19 protein-coding genes and 1 pseudogene are annotated in these 21,632 nt (G+C 73.5%); 12 read left to right on the top strand and 8 right to left on the bottom strand.

Annotated elements, in window-relative coordinates; genetic code table 11:
- Positions 1–48: 48 nt before the first annotated feature.
- Together QMQ26_RS13700 and QMQ26_RS13695 are read left to right on the top strand one after the other, a co-directional pair.
- Positions 49–723: a response regulator transcription factor gene (locus tag QMQ26_RS13700; protein WP_014136090.1), complete on the top strand. Its 675-nt coding sequence runs from the start codon at positions 49–51 to the stop codon at positions 721–723.
- 49 nt (positions 724–772) lie between these two features.
- Complete coding sequence (locus QMQ26_RS13695) at positions 773–2,011, top strand: ATP-binding protein (RefSeq protein ID WP_100837981.1); 1,239 nt, start codon at positions 773–775, stop codon at positions 2,009–2,011.
- A gap of 24 nt (positions 2,012–2,035) precedes the next feature.
- On the opposite strand, the gene QMQ26_RS13690 is transcribed toward QMQ26_RS13695, so the two are convergent.
- Positions 2,036–2,557, bottom strand: a complete 522-nt coding sequence (locus QMQ26_RS13690; protein ID WP_282205875.1) for a GtrA family protein — start codon at positions 2,555–2,557, stop codon at positions 2,036–2,038.
- A 294-nt stretch (positions 2,558–2,851) separates the two neighbouring features.
- On the opposite strand from QMQ26_RS13690, the gene QMQ26_RS13685 reads away from it, so the two are divergent.
- Both QMQ26_RS13685 and purE read left to right on the top strand, forming a co-directional pair.
- On the top strand, positions 2,852–3,943 hold the full coding sequence (locus QMQ26_RS13685; RefSeq protein WP_404814172.1) for a 5-(carboxyamino)imidazole ribonucleotide synthase: 1,092 nt from the start codon (positions 2,852–2,854) through the stop codon (positions 3,941–3,943).
- A complete protein-coding gene (gene purE / locus QMQ26_RS13680; protein WP_282205874.1) occupies positions 3,940–4,464 on the top strand; it encodes a 5-(carboxyamino)imidazole ribonucleotide mutase in 525 nt (174 codons plus the stop codon). The genes QMQ26_RS13685 and purE overlap by 4 nt, the downstream gene beginning before the upstream one ends.
- Before the next feature lie 46 nt (positions 4,465–4,510).
- On the opposite strand, the gene QMQ26_RS13675 is transcribed toward purE, so the two are convergent.
- Together QMQ26_RS13675 and QMQ26_RS13670 are read right to left on the bottom strand one after the other, a co-directional pair.
- On the bottom strand, positions 4,511–4,726 hold the full coding sequence (locus tag QMQ26_RS13675) for a DUF397 domain-containing protein (RefSeq protein ID WP_282205873.1): 216 nt from the start codon (positions 4,724–4,726) through the stop codon (positions 4,511–4,513).
- Positions 4,716–5,546 carry a helix-turn-helix domain-containing protein gene (locus tag QMQ26_RS13670; protein WP_282205872.1) on the bottom strand — a complete coding sequence of 277 codons (831 nt, stop codon included), beginning with the start codon at positions 5,544–5,546 and terminating at the stop codon, positions 4,716–4,718. Before QMQ26_RS13670 ends, QMQ26_RS13675 begins: the two co-directional genes overlap by 11 nt.
- 248 nt (positions 5,547–5,794) lie before the next feature.
- Here QMQ26_RS13670 and QMQ26_RS13665 point away from each other — a divergent pair, with 248 nt between their 5' ends.
- Positions 5,795–6,988, top strand: a complete 1,194-nt coding sequence (locus QMQ26_RS13665; protein ID WP_282205871.1) for a dipeptidase — start codon at positions 5,795–5,797, stop codon at positions 6,986–6,988.
- Positions 6,985–7,860: a MerR family transcriptional regulator gene (locus QMQ26_RS13660; RefSeq protein ID WP_282205870.1), complete on the top strand. Its 876-nt coding sequence runs from the start codon at positions 6,985–6,987 to the stop codon at positions 7,858–7,860. Before QMQ26_RS13665 ends, QMQ26_RS13660 begins: the two co-directional genes overlap by 4 nt.
- Positions 7,861–7,867: 7 nt before the next feature.
- On the opposite strand, the gene QMQ26_RS13655 is transcribed toward QMQ26_RS13660, so the two are convergent.
- Together QMQ26_RS13655 and QMQ26_RS13650 are read right to left on the bottom strand one after the other, a co-directional pair.
- Positions 7,868–8,275 (bottom strand): CoA-binding protein, encoded by a 408-nt coding sequence (locus tag QMQ26_RS13655; protein WP_282205869.1) that lies wholly within the window; start codon positions 8,273–8,275, stop codon positions 7,868–7,870.
- Positions 8,276–8,338: 63 nt separating this feature from the next.
- Entirely contained in the window at positions 8,339–9,682 is a 1,344-nt protein-coding gene (locus QMQ26_RS13650; RefSeq protein WP_282205868.1) for a UDP-glucose dehydrogenase family protein, read from the bottom strand.
- Positions 9,683–9,823: 141 nt separating this feature from the next.
- Here QMQ26_RS13650 and QMQ26_RS13645 point away from each other — a divergent pair, with 141 nt between their 5' ends.
- A complete protein-coding gene (locus tag QMQ26_RS13645; RefSeq protein WP_282205867.1) occupies positions 9,824–10,999 on the top strand; it encodes an LCP family protein in 1,176 nt (391 codons plus the stop codon).
- 97 nt (positions 11,000–11,096) lie between these two features.
- Positions 11,097–12,258, top strand: a pseudogene (locus QMQ26_RS13640) (acyl-CoA dehydrogenase family protein).
- Between the two features lie 33 nt (positions 12,259–12,291).
- On the opposite strand, the gene QMQ26_RS13635 reads toward QMQ26_RS13640, so the two are convergent.
- On the bottom strand, positions 12,292–12,762 hold the full coding sequence (locus QMQ26_RS13635; RefSeq protein WP_282205866.1) for a serine O-acetyltransferase: 471 nt from the start codon (positions 12,760–12,762) through the stop codon (positions 12,292–12,294).
- A gap of 120 nt (positions 12,763–12,882) precedes the next feature.
- Positions 12,883–14,247 carry an LCP family protein gene (locus QMQ26_RS13630; RefSeq protein WP_282205865.1) on the bottom strand — a complete coding sequence of 455 codons (1,365 nt, stop codon included), beginning with the start codon at positions 14,245–14,247 and terminating at the stop codon, positions 12,883–12,885.
- Positions 14,248–14,591: 344 nt separating this feature from the next.
- Here QMQ26_RS13630 and ssuE point away from each other — a divergent pair, with 344 nt between their 5' ends.
- From ssuE to QMQ26_RS13615, 3 genes are all read left to right on the top strand, one after another.
- A complete protein-coding gene (gene ssuE, locus QMQ26_RS13625) occupies positions 14,592–15,146 on the top strand; it encodes an NADPH-dependent FMN reductase (RefSeq protein WP_100837995.1) in 555 nt (184 codons plus the stop codon).
- A 287-nt stretch (positions 15,147–15,433) separates the two neighbouring features.
- Positions 15,434–16,219 carry an ABC transporter ATP-binding protein gene (locus QMQ26_RS13620; protein WP_199847030.1) on the top strand — a complete coding sequence of 262 codons (786 nt, stop codon included), beginning with the start codon at positions 15,434–15,436 and terminating at the stop codon, positions 16,217–16,219.
- 17 nt (positions 16,220–16,236) lie between these two features.
- Positions 16,237–18,795, top strand: coding sequence for an ABC transporter permease (locus tag QMQ26_RS13615; RefSeq protein ID WP_282205864.1), 2,559 nt, complete (start codon positions 16,237–16,239; stop codon positions 18,793–18,795).
- Between the two features lie 74 nt (positions 18,796–18,869).
- On the opposite strand, the gene QMQ26_RS13610 is transcribed toward QMQ26_RS13615, so the two are convergent.
- On the bottom strand, positions 18,870–20,435 hold the full coding sequence (locus tag QMQ26_RS13610; protein WP_282205863.1) for an LCP family protein: 1,566 nt from the start codon (positions 20,433–20,435) through the stop codon (positions 18,870–18,872).
- Positions 20,436–20,539: 104 nt separating this feature from the next.
- Here QMQ26_RS13610 and QMQ26_RS13605 point away from each other — a divergent pair, with 104 nt between their 5' ends.
- Entirely contained in the window at positions 20,540–21,580 is a 1,041-nt protein-coding gene (locus QMQ26_RS13605) for a glycosyltransferase family 2 protein (RefSeq protein WP_282205862.1), read from the top strand.
- Positions 21,581–21,632 lie beyond the last annotated feature (52 nt).

Raw genomic sequence — 21,632 nt, 5'->3', positions numbered from 1 at the left:
GCCGGAGACCCTCTGATCGGCGGCCTCCGCGCGGTCTACCATCCCCCTATGACCTGTGTGCTGCTGGCCGAGGACGACCCGGCAATCTCCGAACCGCTGGCCCGCGCCCTGCGCCGCGAGGGCTACGAGGTGCTCGTCCGCGAGGACGGACCGGCCGCGCTGGGCGCCGGCCTCAGCGAGGACGTCGACCTGATCGTGCTCGACCTCGGGCTCCCCGAGATGGACGGCCTGGAGGTGTGCCGGCGGCTGCGCGCCGACGGCAAGAGCTTCCCGGTCCTGGTGCTCACCGCCCGCGCCGACGAGGTGGACACCGTGGTCGGCCTGGACGCCGGCGCCGACGACTACGTCACCAAGCCGTTCCGGCTGGCCGAGCTGCTGGCCCGGGTCCGGGCCCTGCTCCGGCGCGGCAACGTGGACCAGCTGACCACCGGCGCGCACGGCGTGAAGATCGACATCGAGTCGCACCGCGCCTGGCTCGGCGAGGAGGAACTCACGCTCTCCGCCAAGGAGTTCGAGCTGCTGCGGGTGCTGGTGCGGGACGCCGGACGGGTCGTCACCCGCGAGGAGATCATGCGCCAGGTCTGGGACACCACCTGGTGGACCTCCACCAAGACCCTGGACATGCACATCTCCTGGCTGCGCAAGAAGCTCGGCGACGACGCCGCGAACCCGCGCTACATCGCCACCGTGCGGGGCGTGGGCTTCCGCTTCGAGAAGAACTGACCGCCGGAGAAGAACCGATCACACGAACCCGACCGAAGGACCGCCCGGCGTGAAGCGCAGGATGATCAACTCGCTGCTGGGCGTGGTCCTGGTGGTGGTCGCGGTGTTCTGCGTGCCGCTGGCCCTGATCGAGAAGCAGTCGATCGTCAACGCCGCCAACGACCGGGTGGACGCGGTGGCGGTCCGGGTGCTCGGGCTGGTCGAGAGCCGGCTCGCCGCGGGCGAGCCGGTCAGCGGCGAGAAGTTCGCCGCCGTCGTCACCGACGAGTACTACGTCACCGTGGACATCCCGGGACAGCGGCAGATCGCCCTCGGCCGTCCCGTCGAGGGCGACGCGCTGACCGCCACCGAGACCGGCGGCAGCGGGGAGACCGTCACCGCCGCGCAGTCCCGCACCGCGCTCGACCACGAGATCGGCAACATGCTGCTGCTGCTCGGCGTGGTCGCGCTGCTCGCCGTGCAGGCCGCCGTGGCGCTCGCCGTCTGGCAGGCCAAGCGGCTGGCCCGCCCGCTCACCGAGCTCGCCGAGACCGCCGAGCGGCTGGGCTCCGGCGACCCCCGCCCGCAGGGCCGCCGCTACGGCGTGCCCGAACTCGACCGGATCGCCGAGGTGCTGGACACCAGCGCCGAGCGGATCGCCCGGATGCTCACCGCCGAGCGCCGCCTCGCCGCCGACGCCTCGCACCAGCTGCGCACCCCCCTCACCGCGCTCTCGATGCGGCTGGAGGAGATCACCGCGCTCGCCGAGGACCCCGGCACCGTCCGGGAGGAGGCCGCGATCGGCCTCCAGCAGGTCGAGCGGCTCACCGACGTGGTGCAGCGGCTGCTCACCAACCAGCGCGACCCCAACAGCCCCACCGCGGTGACCTTCGGGCTCGACGAGGTGATCAAGCAGCAGGTCGAGGAGTGGGGGCCCACCCTGCGCGACGGCGGGCGGCGGCTGGTCATCGAGGGCCTGCGCGACGCCCGGGTGATCGGCACCCCCGGCACCGTCGCGCAGGTGCTCGCCACCCTGATCGAGAACTCGCTGATGCACGGCGCCGGCACCATCACCCTGCGGGTGCGCCGCTCCGGCAGCTCGGTGGTCGCCGAGGTCCAGGACGAGGGCGCGGGCGTCCCGCGCGAACTGGGCAACCGGGTCTTCGAGCGGGCGGTCAGCGGCCGCAACTCCACCGGCATCGGGCTGGCCGTCGCCCGGGACCTCGCCGAGGCCGACGGCGGCCGCCTCGAACTGCTGTCGCTGCGGCCGCCGGTGTTCGCGCTGTTCCTCGCCCACGGGGGCGAGTGAGGGCGAGGGACGCGGGCGGGCGGCTCAGTTCGCCAGGGTGGGGCTCGGCGGGGCGGCCAGCAGCAGCTCGGCCTCCTGCACCACGGCGGGCTCCTCCAGCTCCGGCATCGCCTTGAACACCCAGGTGCGGTAGGAGACGAAGCGGAACACGGTGGCCACCACCAGGCCCAGCAGCTTGCCGCCCAGCTTCTCGAACGGGGTGTCCAGGCCCAGCACGTACTGGGTGAAGCCCAGGGTGCCGGTCTCGATCAGCATGCCGATGCCGCTGAACACCAGGAAGAGGGTGATCTCCCGCTTGCGGGAGGCGGCGTCGCGGTCCCGGTACAGCCAGTACCGGTAGCCCAGGTAGTTGGTGGCGATCGCCACCAGCGTCGCGGCGATGTTGGAGCGCAGCGAGGCCAGGCCGAAGCCGTTGGTGAGGACCCAGAACAGCCCGAAGTTGACCACCACGCCGGTGGCGCCGATCACGGCGAAGCCGATCGCCTCCAGGGACAGGCCGCGCATCCGCTGGGTGAACGGGGGCCGCGTCGCTGTGCTGCTCGTCATCCGGGCTGTCTCCGTATGCTTCACATGATCGGATAAGTGGTGTTCTACGATCCGGCCCACCAGGCTACCGGCAATCCCCGGGAGCACGCCCCCGCCCCCGGAGCACCCCGTCCGCCGCGCTCCGGCGCACGCCGCCGCACCCCCTCCGCCGCCCGCCGGGGCACCCCCGGCGCGCTCCGGCGCCCGCCGGTGCCGAGCCCTCCGACCGGCCCGGATATCCTGGAGCGCGTGACTGTAGCGGGCAATGCGAACTTTCCAGTGGTCGGAGTCATCGGCGGCGGGCAGCTCGCCCGCATGATGCACCAGGCGGGCATCCCGCTGGGCATCCGCTTCAAACTCCTCGCCGACACCCCCCAGGAGTCGGCCGCGCAGGTGGTCGGTACCACCGTGCTCGGCGACTACCGCGACCTCGACACGCTGCGGGCCTTCGCCGCCGACTGCGACGTGATCACCTTCGACCACGAGCACGTGCCCACCGAGCACCTGCGCACCCTCCAGGCCGAGGGCGTCGCCGTCCGCCCCGGCCCGGACGCGCTGGTCAACGCCCAGGACAAGGGCGTCATGCGGGCCAGGCTCGACTCCATCGGCGTCCCCTGCCCCCGGCACCGGCTGGTCGCCGACCCGGCCGACGTCACCGCCTTCGCGGAGGAGGGCGAGGGCTACCCCGTCGTCCTGAAGACCGTCCGCGGCGGCTACGACGGCAAGGGCGTCTGGGTCGTCGCCGACGAGACCGAGGCCGCCGCCCCCTTCCTGGCCGGCGTCCCCGTGCTGGCCGAGGAGAAGGTCGACTTCCTGCGCGAACTCGCCGCCAACGTGGTGCGCTCGCCCAGCGGCCAGGCCGTCGCCTACCCGGTGGTCGAGTCCGTCCAGGAGAACGGCATCTGCGCCGAGGTCACCGCCCCCGCGCCCGACCTCGACCCGGCCCTGTCCGACGAGGCCCAGCAGCTCGCCCTGCGGATCGCCGGCGAACTCGACATCACCGGTCACCTCGCCGTCGAGCTGTTCCAGACCCGCGACGGCCGCATCCTGGTCAACGAACTCGCCATGCGCCCGCACAACTCCGGCCACTGGTCCCAGGACGGCGCCGTCACCTCCCAGTTCGAGAACCACCTGCGGGCCGTCCTCGACCTCCCGCTCGGCGACCCGCGCCCCCGCGCCAGGTGGACCGTCATGGTCAACGTCCTCGGCGGCGACTACCCCGACATGTACCGGGCGTTCCTGCACTGCATGGCCCGCGACCCCGGCCTCAAGATCCACATGTACGGAAAGGACGTGAAGCCCGGCCGCAAGGTCGGCCACGTCAACGTCTTCGGGGACGACCTCGAAGACGTCCGCGAGCGCGCCCGCCACGCGGCCGCCTACCTGCGAGGAACGATCACAGAATGACCTCCCCCCTTGTCGGCATCGTGATGGGCTCCGACTCCGACTGGCCCGTGATGGAGGCCGCCGCGCAGGCGCTCGACGAGTTCGAGATCCCGTACGAGGTCGACGTGGTCTCCGCGCACCGGATGCCGCGCGAGATGGTCGCCTACGGCGAGCGGGCGCACGGGCGCGGGCTGAAGGCGATCATCGCCGGGGCGGGCGGGGCCGCGCACCTGCCGGGGATGCTGGCCTCGGTGACGCCGCTGCCGGTGATCGGCGTGCCGGTGCCGCTGCGCTACCTGGACGGGATGGACAGCCTGCTGTCGATCGTCCAGATGCCGGCCGGGGTGCCGGTGGCGACGGTCTCGGTGGCGGGCGCGCGCAACGCGGGCCTGCTCGCGGTGCGGATGCTGGCCGCGTTCGACGCCGAACTCGCCGAGAAGATGGTCGAGTTCCAGGCCGAGCTGAACAACCAGGCCACCGAGAAGGGCCGCAAGCTGCGCGCCAAGGTGGCGGGCAACGACTCCTTCGGCTTCGGCAAGTAGGCAGGCGGCCTTCCCGGCCCCCTCCCGCGGGAGGGGGCCGGGCCGGTCAGACGGTGCCGAACTCTCCGGCGGTGACTGCGGTGACGAAGGTGTGCCAGGCGGCGGCGGGGAAGTGCAGGACGGGGCCGTCGGGGTCCTTGGAGTCGCGGACGTGGCCGGGGTGGGCGTCGTCCACCTCGATGCACCCGCCGCCGTCAGTGTTGCTGTAACTGCTCTTGCGCCAACGGCGCGCCTCGGCGGGGGCGTTGAGGTCAGGGTGCATCAGAAGCCAGTCCTTCCAGCATCGAGCTGATCGTGAGCTCGGAGTCCTGCGGGGGCAGTGCCTGAGCCCGTAGTAGATCGTAGAGCCACTGCCGCTCCGCGATGTCCGATGGTTTCTCGAAGATCGTCCCCGCCCGGCTGCTCTCCTCGTACGCGAGCCGGTCGCCGCCCGGCAGCGAGAGCAGCCACAGCGAGGAGGTCTCGGAGTGCCCGCCGGACTTGAACGGGAGCACCTGCACGACCACGTTGGGCAGCCTGGCCACGTCGAGGATCGCCCGCAGCTGCTCGGCCATCACCGCCGGGCCGCCGTAGAAACGGTGGAACGCGCCTTCGTCCAGGATGAACCAGTACCGGCACTCCGAGTTGCGCAGCCGGAGCTGTCGGCCCATCCGGGCCCGGACCCGCTCCTCCACCTCCTCCTCCGCCGCGTAGGGGAGACCCGTGCGCAGCATGTGCCGTGCGAACGCCTCGGTCTGGAGCAGGCCGTGCACGATGGGGCTGTAGGACTCGTCGGTGAGCGCCTGGTCCGCCATGGCCAGGATCTCCTGGTACTTCGCCGGGTGGTCCTCCCGCAGCGCCAGCGGGAGCAGCCGGACGAAGAGGCCGTCGGTCCGGAAGACCTGGTCCAGCATCTCCGACAGCCCCCGGGGCACCCTGACGTCCCCGTTCTCGACCCGGGACAGCGTGCTGACGGAGAAGTGCACCCCCTCGGCGAGCTTGACGAGGGACCAGCCGAGTTCCGCCCGTCGCCGTCGGATCTCGGCCCCGTAGAAGTGCCGCGCACTCCGAGACGGGTCGACTTCTCGCTCCGGGAAGCTCATGGCCTTCCCCTCCCTGTTGGGCGATCCGCACGCCACGGCCCCCGGGAACCCGCCGTCCGGCGTCCCGTCCACCGGGCGTCTGCGCCGTTCAGCTTAGCGGCGAAGCGTGACGCGACGAGTACGGAACGTGGCAATTCCCTTGGTGGGAAACCCCGCTGAGCGAGGGTCGGACCGCACGGGCCCCGGCGCCCCGGCCGGTCGACGCGCCGGGGATGACCTTTCCCCCGGCTCGGCGGTAGAACGGGGGCATGACCCCCGAACTGCTCGACCGCGCCCGGGCCGTCCTGCGCACCACGCCGGTGGTGGACGGCCACAACGACCTGCCGTGGGCGATGCGCGCCCAGGCCGGGTACGACCTCGACGCCGTCGACCTGACGGCCGACCAGAGCCACCGGCTGCACACCGACTTCGGCCGCCTGCGGGCGGGCGGGGTCGGCGCGCAGTTCTGGTCGGTGTACGTGCCCGCCGAGCTGGCGGGCGACGGCGCGGTCAGCGCGACGCTGGAGCAGGTCGACTTCGTCCGGGCGATGACCGAGCGGTACCCCGAGCACCTGCGGCTCGCGCTGACCGCCGACGACCTGGAGACCGCCCGCGCCGAGGGCCGGATCGCCTCGCTGATGGGCGCCGAGGGCGGCCACTCCATCAACTCCTCGCTGGCCACCCTGCGCGCGCTGTACGAGCTGGGCGTGCGCTACCTGACGCTCACCCACAACTCCAACGTGCCCTGGGCCGACTCCGCCACCGACGAGCCCGCGCACGGCGGGCTCACCGCGTTCGGCGAGGAGGTGGTGCGGGAGATGAACCGGCTCGGCATGCTGGTCGACCTCTCGCACGTCTCGGCCGACACCATGCGCGACGCGCTGCGGGTCTCCGAGGCCCCGGTGGTCTTCTCGCACTCCTCCGCCCGCGCCGTCTGCGACCACCCGCGCAACGTCCCGGACGACGTGCTGACCGCGCTGGCCGCCAACGGCGGCGTCGTGATGGCCACCTTCGTCCCCAAGTTCGTGCTGCCCGCCGCCATCGAGTGGACGCTCGCCGCCGACGCCAACATGCGCGCCAAGGGCCTGCACCCGCTGGAGACCACCCCCGAGGCGATGGCCGTCCAGCGCGCCTACGAGGCCGAGCACCCCCGCCCGACCGCCACCGCCGCGACCGTCGCCGACCACCTCGACCACCTGCGGGAGGTGGCCGGCATCGACCACGTCGGCCTCGGCGGCGACTACGACGGCACCGCGTTCACCCCGGCCGACCTGGAGGACGTCTCCGGCTACCCGGTGCTGGTCGCCGAACTGCTGCGCCGCGGCTGGTCCGAGGCCGACCTCGCCAAGCTCACCTGGCACAACGCCGTCCGGGTGCTGCGCGGCGCCGAGACGGCCGCCCGCCGGCTGCGGGCCGAGCGCCGCCCCTCGATCGCCACCCGGGAGCAGCTGGACGGCGCATGAGCGACGGACTTGACCCCGCCCCTGGGGCAGGCCCGAACGTGGCCGGTGTGGAGGAGGAACGGCTGCTCACCACCGGTGAGTTCGCCCGTCGCGGCCTGCTGTCGCCGAAGGCGCTGCGGCTGTACGACCGGCAGGGGCTGCTGCCGCCGGACCGGATCGACCCGGACAGCGGCTACCGCTACTACCGGCCGGAGCGGCTGACCACCGCGCGGCTGATCGTCCGGCTGCGCGGCCTGGACATGCCGCTGGCCACCGTCGCCGAGGTGCTCGCCCTGCCGGGCCCCGCGGCGGCGGAGCGGATCGCCGCGTACTGGGCCGCCGTCGAACGGCGGACCGCCTCGCAGCGGACGCTGGCCGACCACCTCCGCGTCCAACTGAGCGGACTCGAAGGGATCGACGAGATGTACCGGATCGAACAGCGGGACGTGCCCGAGCAGCTGGTGCTCACCGAGCGGCGTCGCGCCAGGCCGGAGGAACTGCCCCGCTTCATCCCGGAGGCCACCGCCCGGCTGGAGGCCGTCGCGGCGGCCCACGGCGGCGTGGCGGCCGCCCCGTTCGTGATCTACCACGGGGACGTCAACGAGGACGCCGACGGCCCGGTCGAGGTCTGCGTCCCGGTCGACCCGGCCCGCGCCGCGGGCCTGACCGCCGCGCACCGCGTCGAACCCGCGCACCGGGAGGCGTACACCACGCTCACCAAGGCGCAGGTCGAGTACCCGCAGATCCTCAGCGCGTACGACGCCGTCTGCGCCTGGATGGAACGGAACGGCAGCCCGCGCACCGGCCCCGGCCGCGAGGTCTACTTCACCGACTGGGCGGGCGCCGCGCCGTCCGACCCGGTCTGCGACATCGCCTTCCCGATCGGGGGCTGAGCCGGCGTCAGAGCCTCGGCAGCTCGATCGCCGGGCAGCGGTCCATCACCATGTCCAGCCCGGCCGCGCGGGTGCGGGCGAAGGCCGCCTCGTCAATGACCCCGAGCTGGAACCAGACGGCCTTCGCGCCCTTCGCCACCGCCTGGTCGGCGACCGGGCCGGCCAGCGCGGAGTTGACGAACACGTCCACCACGTCGACCGGGAACGGGACCTCGGCGAGCGAGGCGTAGCCCGGCTCGCCGAGCACCGTCTCGGCCTTCGGGTGCACCGGCACGATCCGCTTCCCGGCCCGCTGGAGCACCCGGGCCACGCCGTACGCGGCGCGCGCGGTGTTGTTCGACAGGCCGACCACGGCCCAGGTGTCGCCGGAGGAGTTGAGGATCTTCCGGACGGTGGCGTCGTCTCCGTAGCTCATGCCGCTGAGAACGGACGGCCGGGCCCGGGCATTCCGGGCCCGGCCGTCCGGGTGCGTCGGGGGCTACTCCACGGGCGGGCGGCCCATCGCCCGGTACGTCCAGCCGGCGGCCCGCCAGGCCTCGCCGTCCAGCACGTTGCGGCCGTCCACCAGGTGGCGCTCGGCGACCACCGCGCCGACCTCCGCCGGGTCCAGCTCGCGGAACTCCTGCCACTCCGTCAGGTGCAGCACCACGTGCGCGCCCTCGGCGGCCTCCAGCGGGGTGGCCGCGTAGGACAGGCCGGGGAACATCTTGCGGGCGTTGTCCATCGCCTTCGGGTCGTAGACCGTGACCTGGGCGCCCTGGAGCTGGATCTGCCCGGCCACGTTCAGCGCGGGCGAGTCCCGGATGTCGTCCGAGTTCGGCTTGAACGCCGCGCCCAGCACCGCGACCCGGCGGCCCAGGAAGCCGCCGCCGCACTGCTCGCGGGCCAGCTCCACCATCCGGGAGCGGCGCCGCATGTTGATCGAGTCGACCTCGCGCAGGAAGGTCAGCGCCTGGTCCGCGCCCAGCTCCCCGGCCCGCGCCATGAACGCCCGGATGTCCTTGGGCAGGCAGCCGCCGCCGAAGCCCAGGCCCGCGTTCAGGAACTTCCGGCCGATCCGGTCGTCGTACGACAGCGCCTTGGACAGCTGCACCACGTCGGCGCCGGCGCTCTCGCAGACCTCCGCCATCGCGTTGATGAACGAGATCTTGGTGGCCAGGAAGGAGTTCGCGGCGGCCTTCACCAGCTCGGCGGTCGGGAAGTCGGTCACCACGAACGGCACCCCGTCCGAGATCGGCCCCGCGTACACCTCGCGCAGCACCCGCTCGGCGTGCTCGCTGCGCACGCCGACCACCAGCCGGTCCGGGTGCAGGGTGTCGCCGACCGCGAAGCCCTCGCGGAGGAACTCCGGGTTCCAGGCCAGCTCGGCCCCCGCCCCGACCGGGGCCAGCTCGGCCAGCCGGGCCGCCAGCCGGTTCGCCGAGCCCACCGGCACGGTCGACTTGCCGACCACCAGCACCGGCCGCTCCAGCAGCGGGGCCAGCGACTCCAGCGCGGAGTCCACGTAGCTCATGTCGGCCGCGAACTCGCCCTTGCGCTGCGGGGTGTTCACGCAGAGGAAGTGCACGTCGCCGAAGGCCGCGACCTCCTCCCAGGAGTCGGTGAACCGCAGCCGGCCGCTGGAACCCTCGTGGCCCGCCACGTGCTTGAGCAGCAGCTCGGACAGCCCCGGCTCGTACATCGGCACCCGGCCCGCGGCCAGCGCCGTGAGCTTGTCCCGGTCGACGTCGAGCCCCAGGACCTCGAACCCGAGCTCCGCCATGCACGCGGCATGCGTCGCGCCCAGGTAGCCGGTGCCGATCACCGTGATGCGGGGAGCCACGCGCGTTCCCTTCGATCCGGGCCGTACCAGGGGTGAGCGACGGCCGCAGCCACTGATGGTAGCCGCACCGCCGGGCGCCGCGGATGCCCCGGTTTCACGGTTTTCGCTCGAAGGTCTGTACGGAAGGTTCACAATGCCGCCATGACTTCCAAGGGGCGGGGCGGCGGGCCGGACGAGGACCCCGGTCCGCTGAGCATCTTCGGCCGCGACGAGCACGGGGGCGGCGGCGACGACGGTGACGGGAACCACGACGGCGGGGAGTCCGGCGCCGCGGCGGCCGGGCAGCACCGGCGGCGGCGGGGGCGGCGGCTGCTGGTGTGGACGCTGGCGGTGCTGCTGGTGCTGGCGGGCGGGGCGTTCGGCGGGCTGCTGTGGGCGGCCGACCACTACGCCTCCTCGGTGCGGCGCATCCCGGACGCCTTCCCGACCGTACCGGCCGCCGAGCAGCCCCCGGCCGTCCCGCACACCGGCCAGACCTTCCTGCTGGTCGGCCTGGACGCCCGCTCCGACCAGCCGACCACCGGCAAGGACGCCAAGGCCCCGGCCTGGCAGGAGGGGGCCCAGCGCAGCGACACCATGATGCTGATGCACATCTCGGCGGACCGGAAGTCGGTCTCGCTGGTCTCCATCCCGCGCGACACCTGGGTGCCCGTCCCCGGCCACGGCAAGGCGAAGATCAACGCCGCCTACTCCTGGGGCGGCCCGGCGCTGACGGTCCAGACCGTCCAGGACCTCACCAAGATCAAGATCGACCACCTCGCGGTGATCGACTGGAACGGCTTCCGGGCCCTCACCGACGCGGTCGGCGGCGTCGACATCACCGTCCCGCGCACCATCGAGGCCAAGGGCGACGCCCGCGAGTGGCTGGCCGGCACCCACCACATGGACGGCGCCGAGGCGCTGCTCTACGTCCGCGAGCGCCACGGCCTGCCCAACGGCGACCTCGACCGCACCAAGCGCCAGCAGAACTTCCTGCGCGCCCTGATGCTCCGGACCATGGACTCCGGCACCCTCTCCAGCCCGGCCAAGCTCACCGGCCTGCTCGGCACCATCGGCGACGTCGCCAGCGTCGACGACCGCCTCAGCAACACCGACCTCTACGACCTGGCCTGGAGCCTGCGCGACGTCCGCCCCGACGGCGTCCACTTCATGAACGCCCCCTTCGGCGGCTTCGACACCATCGACGGCCAGGCGGTGGTCCTGATGGACGACGGCGCCGCGGGCGTGCTGTGGAACGCCATGCGCACCGACCGGATGGACGACTACCTCGCCCAGCACCGCACCAGCGCCGACACCCTCGGCGAGGACGTCAGCTGACCCGGTCGCCCCTGTTGCCCCGGTCACCTGCCGCCCCGGCGGCGGCGACCCTAGGATGAGCACTACTTAACGGTAATTAACGCGAGGGGCGAGCAACATGGCGGGCAACTCCGGGGCGGACTTCGACCTCTACCGGCTCGGCGAGGAGCACGTGATGCTCCGGGAGTCGGTGCGTGCGCTGGCGGAGGCGAAGATCGCTCCGTTCGCGGCGGCGGTGGACGAGGAGGGGCGTTTCCCGCAGGAGGCGTTGGACGCGTTGCGGGCGGCGGATCTGCATGCGGTGCACGTGCCGGAGGAGTACGGGGGTGCGGGGGCGGACGCGCTGGCGACGGTGCTGGTGATCGAGGAGGTGGCGCGGGTGTGTGCGTCGTCGTCGTTGATTCCGGCGGTGAACAAGCTGGGGTCGTTGCCGGTGCAGTTGTCGGGTCGGAGGAGTTGAAGGCGAAGTACCTGGGGGCGTTGGCGCGGGGGAGGGGATGTTCTCGTACTGCCTCTCGGAGCCGGAGGCGGGGTCGGACGCGGCGGGGATGCGGACGCGGGCGGTGCGGGACGGGGACTTCTGGGTGCTGAACGGGGTGAAGCGGTGGATCACCAACGCGGGGGTGTCGGAGTTCTACACGGTGATGGCGGTGACCGACCCGGACAAGCGCTCCAAGGGGATCTCGGCGTTCGTGGTGGAGAAGGGCGACGCGGGGGTCTCGTTCGGGGCACCGGAGAAGAAGCTGGGGATCAAGGGCTCGCCGACGCGTGAGGTGTACTTCGACGACGTGCGCGTCCCGGCGGAGCGGATGATCGGCGCGGAGGGCACGGGTTTCGCCACCGCGATGCGCACGCTGGACCACACCCGGGTGACGATCGCGGCGCAGGCGCTGGGCATCGCGCAGGGTGCGCTGGACTACGCCAAGGGGTACGTGCGGGAGCGGCGGCAGTTCGGCAAGCCGATCGGGGACTTCCAGGGCGTGCAGTTCATGCTGGCGGACATGGCGATGAAGCTGGAGGCGGCCCGGCAGCTCACCTACGCGGCGGCGGCGAAGTCGCAGCGCTCGGACGGGGACCTGACGTTCTTCGGGGCGGCGGCCAAGTGCTACGCGTCGGACGCGGCGATGGAGATCACGGTGGACGCGGTGCAGCTGCTCGGCGGCTACGGGTACACCCGGGACTACCCGGTGGAGCGGATGATGCGGGACGCGAAGATCACCCAGATCTACGAGGGCACCAACCAGGTCCAGCGCATCGTGATGGCCCGCAACCTCCCCTAGCGGCGGGGAACGACCCGGCGCGGCCCCGCGGCCTCACGACCGCGGGTCCGCGCCGGCCTGCTCGTGCACCCGCTGCCGCTCGCCGACCTTCCGGGCCGGGGCGCCGGCCCAGATCTCCCCGGGCCCGGTCGAGCGGGTCAGGACGGCGTTGGCGCCGACGACGGTGTCGGCCCCGACGGTCAGGGTGCCGCTCTTGCAGACGATCTTCGCGCCGGCGCAGACCACCACGCCGTCTTCCAGCACCACCCGCCGCATCGCGGAGAGCTCCTGCGGGACCCACGGGTCGGCCCGGCCGATGGTGACGCCGTTGTAGAGCGTGACGTTCGCGCCCAGGGTGGTGTACGGGTGCAGGACGGTGCCGAAGCCGCGGTGGAAGACCACCAGGCCGGGGCCGATCTCGGCGGCGGCCGGGACCTCCACCCCGTAGAGGGCCAGGCCCTCCTGGACCAGGCGGCCGAACAGCCGGCTGCGGCGGCGGTAGATGAGGGAGGTCACCAGCGACATGGCGGACATTGTCCTGCCGACCGACCCGACGCGCCGCCAACGACGCGCCCCGCGGCGGCAGTTCGGATTCGCCGTGCGAATTCCGGACGCCGCCCCGGGGCGCTCCCGCTCAGCGGGCGGTCACTTGGTGTCGGGGACGGGGGTGTCGTTCCTCATCGCGTCGAAGACCGCCTTGGACTTCGCCGCGTCCCACTTCACCGCGGACTCGCCGGTGGGGGTGCGGTAGTCGGCGTTGCCGATCGGGACGGTGATGGTCCTGCCCTCGCCGCCGGTGACGCCCTTCATGGCGAGGAACATCGAGCCGAGGTCGCTCAGCCCGGCGTCGTCGTCCACGATCACGGTGTCCAGCCCGGCCGAGACCAGCGGGTAGAAGGTGAACGGGTTGAGCAGGGTGGTCGGCGAGGCGGCCTGCTTGGCGAGGGCGCCGAGGAACTTCTGCTGGTTGCGCATCCGGCCGAGGTCCTGGTCGGCCATCTGGTGGCGCTGCCGGACGAAGGCCAGGGCCTGCTTGCCGTTCAGGGTCTGGGTGCCGGCCTGGAGGTCGAGGCCGGAGTCCTTGTCCTTGACCGGCTGGTCGATGGTCATCTCCACGCCGCCGACGGCGTCCACCAGGCCGACGAACCCGGCGAAGCCGATCTCCGCGTAGTGGTCGATCCGCAGGTCCGTGCTGGTCTCGACGGTCTGCACCAGCAGCCGCCCGCCGCCCGCCGCGAAGGCCGCGTTGATCTTGCGGGTGGCGGCCGGGACGGACTTGCCGCTGCCGGAGGTGTCCTGGTGGGCCGGGATCTGCACCCAGGAGTCGCGCGGGATCGACATCAGGGTGTTCCCGTTGTCCCCGATGTGCAGGATCATCATCGAGTCGCTGCGCTTGCCCTCGGCGGAGCCGGTGTGCAGGTCCTGCTCGTCGGCGTCGGTCAGGCCGGCCCGGCTGTCCGAGCCGACGATCAGCCAGTTGGTGCCCTTGCCGGCCGCCGGCCGACCCGGGTAGTCGGCCAGCACGTTCTCGTGGTGCAGCTTGCCGTCCGCCCAGAAGTAGGTGCCGATCATGGTGACCAGCAGGGCCAGGACCAGGCCGAGCACCGAGTAGCCGACGACCTTCTTGCGCGAGCGGCGCGGCCGGGCCCCGGACGCGGGCGCGGCCCCGCCGGGCCGGTTCCCGCCGGGCCGGTTCGTGCCGGGGCCGGGCGGCTGCTGCCCGGGCGGCTGCTGCCCGTACGGGGGCTGGTCACCGCCGTACGGGGGCTGCCCGCCGTAGGGCTGCTGCCCGCCGTACGGCTGCTGCCCCTCGGCGGAGTAGCGGTCCGGGCCCGGCGGGCGGCCGGTGCTCGGACGGTCCTGCTGGGCGGGACGGGAGAGCGGGACGCCCGCGCCGCGCGGATTCAGCTCCGGCGGCAGCGGCGGCTCGGCCGCCGGTCCGCTCCGGCCCCGCGCCGCGTCGCCCTGCCCGTGTGCGCCGCCCCCCGGGCGCTCCTGCCACGTGTTCATGGGGGAAGGATGCCCGAACCGGGGGCCGCGCAGTGGTCGAGGAGCCCCCGCGGGCCCCGTTGTGGCCGTTTTGATGCAGGGCGCGGACCGTTCCGGGCCGTGTTCACCAGGCGGGCACGGCCTTGACCCGCCGAAACCGGGCGTGTTTGCATGACGGCATGGAGCAGCTTCAGGTCCTCACCCGTCGGCGGCACGTCGACCACGGCCGGGTGTCCTGCTCGCTGTGTCGCGGCTGACGCTCCCGCCGCGCGCACTCACCCCAGGCGACCCGCGCCCCCGCCGCCCCTCTTCCCCCCTTTCTCCGGCCGCGCCCTGCCCGCAGCCGTACGCCCCGAGGTGACTCCATGGCCGTGATCCTGTCCGTCTCCGGTTCCCCGTCCGCGACCTCCCGCACCACCCGGCTGCTGCGCCACGTCGACCGCCGGCTCACCTCGCACGGCCACCGGGTGCGCGCCCTGGACGTCCGCTCGCTGCCCGCCGCCGCGCTGCTCGCCGCGGACACCTCGGACCCGGCGATAGCCCGGGCCGTCGAGCTGTTCGAGCAGGCCGACGGCGTGGTGGTCGGCACCCCGGTCTACAAGGCCGCCTACTCGGGCCTGCTGAAGGCCCTGCTCGACCTGCTGCCGCAGTACGCGCTGCGCGGCAAGACGGTGCTGCCGCTGGCCACCGGCGGCTCCACCGCGCACGTGCTGGCGGTGGACTACGCGCTGCGGCCGGTGCTGAACTCGATGGGCGCCGGGCACATCACCCAGGGCTGGTTCGTGCTGGACCGGCACATCGGGGTGCGCGAGGACGGCGGCACCGAGCTGGAGCGCGAGACCGAGACGCTGCTGACCCCGGTGGTGGACGCCTTCTCCGCCGCGCTCGCCCCCCGGGTGGAGTTCGCCGCCGCCGGCTGACCCCCCGTCAACGCACGGCCCCCGTCCGGGGCCCGGACCCTCAGACCGCACCGCGGCACCCCCTAGGGGAGAGGGCCCGGGCCCCGGACGCTTTCCCGGGACGGGGCTCAGCCCGGTGGAGGACGACCGGCCCCGCCCCCGGCTCCTAGCGTGGACCCACCCCCCAGCCCCACCTCCGCGGTAGGGCTGGCCCCACCCCGAAGACGGATGCCTGCTGGATTCCGCGACCGGTGCGGCGACCGGAAGGCTGGGGGACGACGGGTGGACCCCAGAACGAGGAGCATTCAGTGACCACGGCAGCGAACGCCGCTCATCTCTCACACCTGCCGGAGCAGGCCGCCACGGCCGCCCGGGCCCGGCAGGTCACCAAGGCGTACGGCGCGGGGGAGACCCGGGTGACGGCGCTGGACGCGGTCGACGTGGACATCCAGCGCGCTCGCTTCACCGCGATCATGGGCCCCTCAGGGTCCGGCAAGTCGACGCTGATGCACTGCCTGGCCGGGCTGGACACCGTCTCCGAGGGGCGGATCTGGATCGGCGACACCGAGATCACCGGGCTGAAGGACAAGCAGCTGACCAAGCTCCGCCGGGACAAGATCGGCTTCGTCTTCCAGGCGTTCAACCTGCTCCCCACGCTGAACGCGGTGGAGAACATCACGCTGCCGATGGACATCGCGGGCCGCAAGCCCGACCGGGCCTGGCTGGAGCAGGTGATCGACACCGTCGGCCTGTCCGGCCGGCTCAAGCACCGCCCCGGCCAGCTCTCCGGCGGTCAGCAGCAGCGCGTCGCGGTGGCCCGCGCGCTGGCCGCCCGCCCCGAGATCATCTTCGGCGACGAGCCCACGGGCAACCTGGACTCCCGCTCCGGCGCCGAGGTGCTCGGCTTCCTGCGCCGCTCGGTCGACGAACTCGGCCAGACCATCGTGATGGTGACGCACGACCCGGTCGCCGCCGGCCACGCGGACCGGGTGCTGTTCCTCGCCGACGGCCGGATCGTCGACGAGATGCACAACCCCACCGCCGACACCGTCCTGACCCGCATGCGCCGTTTCGACGGCAAGCGGACCAGCTGAGACGGGGCCCGGACGACATGCTGCTCAAGACCTCGCTGCGGAGCTTCTTCGCCCACAAGTGGCGCCTGGTGCTCTCCCTGCTCGCCGTGGTGCTCTCGGTCGCCTTCGTGGCCGGCACCCTGGTCTTCTACCACACCGCCACCGGCACCTTCGACCGGCTGTTTGCCTCCACCGCCTCCGACCTCTCGGTCTCCCGGGCGGAGGACAGGATGGCCGAGCGCGGCGGCCCCGCCGCGCTCCCCACCGTCCCGGTCGAGACCCGGGCGAAGATCGCCGCCGAGCCCGGCGTCAAGGCCGCCCTCGGCCAGGTCATGACCTCCACCGCCACCCTGGTCGACCCGTCCACCCACAAGGTCGTCGGCCCGACCACCGGCGCCCCCACCCTCACCGGCAACTGGACGGACACCCCGCGCAACTCGGTCGACGTCACCTCGGGCCACGTCCCGCAGGGCCCCGACCAGATCGTGCTGGACGCCGACACCGCCCGGAAGTCCGGCCTCGGCCTCGGCTCCCGGCTGCGGATCGTCTCCGACCGCGGCGACCACGACTTCACCATCTCCGGCATCGCCACCTTCCGCACCACCAACCCCGGCGCCGCCCTCGCCTTCCTGGACACCCCCACCGCCCAGCAGGTCCTGCTCGGCACCGAGGCGTACACCTCCGTCGAGGTGTTCGGCGACGGCAGCCGCAGCGACGACCAGCTGAAGGCCGCCGCGCTGGCCGACCTCGGCGGCGGCTTCCAGGCCAGGACCGCCGCCGAGCAGCGGGCGGAGAACGCGGCGGACGTCGGCTCCTTCCTCGACTTCATGAAGTACGCGATGCTCGGCTTCGCCGTCCTGGCGGCCGGCGTCGGCGGCTTCCTGATCGTCAACACCTTCTCCATGCTGGTCACCCAGCGGACCCGGGAGATCGGCCTGCTGCGCGCCATCGGCGGCAGCCGCTCCCAGGTCAACCGCTCGGTGCTGACCGAGGGCCTGATCCTCGGCGTGCTCGGCTCCACCCTCGGCATCGGCGCCGGCCTCGGCCTGGCGCTCGGCCTGATCCAGCTGATGAAGGCCGCCGGGATGAACCTGGACGCCGGCGCGCTGGAGGTCACCTGGACGGTGCCCGCCGTGTCCTACGCGGTCGGCGTGCTGGTCACGCTGTTCGCGGCGTTCGTCCCGGCCCGCCGCGCCTCCCGGATCACCCCGATGGCCGCGCTGCTCGACCACGCCGCCCCGGCCGAGCCCCGGGCCGCCCGGGTCCGGATCGCGGTCGGCGCCCTGGTCACGCTGCTCGGTGCCGCCGCCCTGGTCGGCGCCGCCGCCGCCACCGGCGCCACCGGCGGGCTGCTGATCGGCCTCGGCGTGCTCGCCACCCTGATCGGCGCCGTGGTGCTCGGCCCGCTGCTGGTCTCCGGCCTGCTCCGGCTGCTCGGCGGCGCGCTGCCCGCCCTGTTCGGCCCGGCCGGCCGCCTCGCCCAGCGGAACGTGATGCGCAACCCGCGGCGCACCGGCTCCACCGCCGCCGCCCTGATGATCGGCCTGGCCGTGGTGATCGGCGCCTCCGTGGTCACCTCCTCCATGGTCAGCTCGGCCACCGCCCAGATCGACAGGTCCGTCGGCGCCGACTACATCGTGGACGGCGGCCGCTCCGGCCTCACCCCGGCCATGGTCGACGCGGTCGGCCACACCGCGGGCGTCGACCACGTCACCCGGCAGAAGGCCGTCCCGGCGGACCTCACCACCCCCGACGGCACCCGCACCGAGACGGTCCTGATCGCCGCCGACCCGAGCTTCACCCGGGACTTCCGGATGCCGCTCGCCTCCGGCAGCGCCGAGGGCGTCTTCAGCGGCGGCCTCTCGGTCGACCAGAAGTTCGCCGACGCGCACCACCTGAGCGCGGGCGACACGATCACCGTCGACTACGGCGGGGGCCGCACCCAAACCCTCCCGGTCGCCGCCGTCCTGAAGACCGGCAACCAGCTCTTCGACGGGAACTTCTTCACCGGCATCCCCACCGTCTCCGCCGCGCTGGACGGCCGACTGCCCGCGGACTCCGCGGTGTTCGCCGGGGCCAAGGCCGGCGCCGACAAGGGCGCGGTGCTCGCCGGCCTGCAGAAGTCGCTGGAGTCCTACCCGCAGCTGACGGTCAAGGACCAAGCCGGCTACAAGGACATGATCAGGTCCCAGGTCGACCAACTGCTGTACATGGTCTACGGCCTGCTCGGCCTGACGATCGTGGTCGCCGTGCTCGGCGTGGTCAACACCCTGGCCCTGTCCGTGATCGAGCGGACCCGGGAGATCGGCCTGCTGCGCGCCATCGGCCTCTCCCGCCGCCAGCTGCGCCGGGTGGTCCGGCTCGAATCCGTGGTCATCGCCCTGTTCGGCGCCGTCCTCGGCACCGCGCTCGGCCTCTCCTGGGGCGTCACCGCCCGCTCCGTCCTGGCCGACCAGGGCCTGACCACCCTGACGGTCCCGGTCGGCACCGTGGCCTTCGTCCTGGTCGGCTCGGTGGTCATCGGCCTGGTCGCCGCCCTCGTCCCGGCCTTCCGCGCCGCCCGGATGAACGTGCTGGCCGCCATCGCCTCGGACTGACCCCGGCCCGCCGCCGCCGCCCGTCCCCGGCTCCCCGGGGGCGGGCGGCGGCGCGCTCCGGCCGGTCGGCCGGCTCAGGACGGGCAGCTGATCGCGCTGCCGTTCGCCGCCCCGGCCACCGCCGCAGCCGTCGTCGTCGCAGCCGTCGTCGTCGCAGCCGCCGCCGTGGGGCCGGGCTGCCCGGCGGCGGAGGACGCGGCGGCGGCGGAGGTGGCCGGGTCCGCCGGGGCGCGGTACGCGCTGCCCGCGACCACCTGGAAGGTCGGCCCCAGGTTCGGGACGGGGACGAGTTCGGCGTCGGGCAGCGCGGCGGCCAGGGTCTTCACCGACTCGTCCCAGCGCGGGTCGTAGCGGATCACCGTCCGGGTCGCGGCCGACCCGCCGCCGGGGGCGTTGGACGGCGTGCCGGTGGTGGCGAAGCCCGCCCCGCGCAGCTCGGCGTCGACCCGGAAGCCCAGGCCCTGGACGCCCGTCCCGTTGAGCACCTGCACCCGGACCTGCTCCGGCGGAATCGTTCCGGCAACCGGCGGCGCACCCGCCGCCGTCACCGGCGGCGGGACGGCGGCGGGCGCGGCGGCCGGGGCGGCGGAGGCGGCGGCCCCGGTCAGCGGCCGCCCGGCCCGGACCGCCTCGAACAGCGCCGCCGCGCCCTTCTCGTCCCACAGCACGGTGGAGCCCCAGCCCGGCACCTGGTGGTCCACCTCGGACAGCGGCACCGTGGCGAAGTCCGCGTTCGAGGCCGACAGGTCCTTCAACCGGCCCGCGAAGTCCAGCAGTTCGGCGTTGCCCAGGCCCTTGTCGACCTTCACCGAGCGCAGCACGGTGTCCAGCACCCCGGAGAGCTTCGCCGGGTCGAGCAGGGCGCCCCCGGCGGCCCGGTGCAGCAACTGCGCCAGGAACTCCTGCTGGCGGCGCATCCGCCCCAGGTCGGCGGAGCCGTCCACGTGCCGGGCCCGGACGTAGCGCAGCGCCCCCGCGCCGTCCAGCCGGGTGGTGCCGGCCGGCAGGTCCAGCCCCGAGTAGTCGTCCCGCAGCGGCTTGGCGGTGCACACCTCGACGCCGCCCAGGGCGTCCACGGTGGAGACGAAGGCGAGGAAGTTCACCTCGACGTAGTGGTCGATCCGCAGCCCGGTGTTCTGCTCGACGGTGCGCACCGCCAGCGGCGCCCCGCCCATCCCGTACGCCGCGTTGATCTTGCCCTTGGAGGCGGCCACCTGCCGGCCGGTGGCGGGGTCCTGGTGCGCCGGGATGTCCACGTAGGAGTCGCGCGGGACGGAGACCACGGTGGCCCGGCCGCCGTCCGCGGACAGCTGCACCACCATCATGGTGTCGGTGCAGTGGCAGGACTCGCCGCCCGCGTGCAGCACGTCCTTGAGGGTGGACTCCGGGATGCCCGCGCGCTCGTCGGTGCCCACCACCAGGAAGGTCGCGGCGCCGTCGTCGGCGGGCCGGTCCGGGCCGCCGCCGATCGCGTCCACCCGGTCCAGCGAGGAGCCGACGCCGTTCAGCACCGCCCACCCGCCGCACGAGGTGGCCAGCACCGCGAAGGAGAGGGCGCCCGCCGCCCAGCGCCCCCGTCTCCGGCGCCCGGACCGCCGCGTCGGTGCGGGCAGACGGACGGGCGGGTGCTGGTGGGGCATCTTCCGCATGCTAGGCGGGTCGGACGGGTGCGCCCGGACGGCGCGCCGGACGGGGGAGGACCCCGTCTGACAGGCACGGGGCCGCGCCGGTACGCTCGGGCACGATGAACACCAAGGCTGCTGAGGAGCTGCCGGCGGTCTCCGTGATCATGCCGGTGCTCAACGAGGAACGTCACCTGCGCACCGCCGTCCGCCGCATCCTGGAACAGGAGTACGGCGGTGAGCTGGAGGTGGTGATCGCGCTGGGCCCGTCCGGGGACCGGACCGACGAGATCGCCGCCGAACTCGCCGCGGCCGACCCGCGGGTGCGCACCGTCCCCAACCCCACCGGCCGCACCCCGGCGGGCCTGAACGCGGCGATCCGGGCCAGCCGCCACCCGGTGGTCGTCCGGGTGGACGGCCACGGCCTGCTGACGCCGGGTTACATCGCCACCGCCGTCCGGCTGCTCGACGAGATGGACGCCGCCAACGTCGGCGGCGTCATGCACGCCGAGGGCGAGACCGACTGGGAGCACGCCGTCGCCGCCGCGATGACCTCCAAGGTCGGCGTCGGCAACGCGGCCTTCCACACCGGCGGCCTGGCCGGCCCGGCCGACACCGTCTACCTCGGGGTGTTCCGCCGCTCGGTGCTGGAGCGGCAGGGCGGCTACAACGAGGAGTTCGTCCGCGCCCAGGACTGGGAGCTCAACTACCGCATCCGGCAGTCCGGCGGCCTGGTCTGGTTCACCCCCCAGCTCCGGGTCACCTACCGGCCCCGGCCGACCATGCGCGCCCTGGCCAAGCAGTACCGGGACTACGGCCGCTGGCGCCGGGTGGTCACCCGCTACCACCGGGGCTCGGTCAACCTGCGCTACCTGGCCCCGCCGGCCGCCCTGCTCGGCGTGCTGGCCGGCCTGCTGCTCGGCGTCGCGCTGCACCCGGCGTTCCTGGTCCTCCCGGTCGGCTACCTCGCGGTGATCGCCTACGGCTGCCTGCGCGGCCCCCGGATGCCGCTCAAGGCCCGCCTGCTGCACCCGTTCGCCCTCGCCACCATGCACATGAGCTGGGGCTACGGCTTCCTCACCTCCCCGCGCAAGCTGGCCCGCCGGGTGATCGCCTCCACCCCGCCCGCCCCGATCGACCCGGTCACCACCCCGGGCCCGTGACGCCCCGCGCCGGACGGTCCCCGGAACGCCGGACGGGGGCCGTCCGCCCGCG

This window comes from Kitasatospora fiedleri (genome assembly GCF_948472415.1).
GTDB lineage: Bacteria > Actinomycetota > Actinomycetes > Streptomycetales > Streptomycetaceae > Kitasatospora > Kitasatospora fiedleri.
Note: the sequence above shows the minus strand (reverse complement) of the source record. Positions and strands in the feature narration are given on the sequence as shown.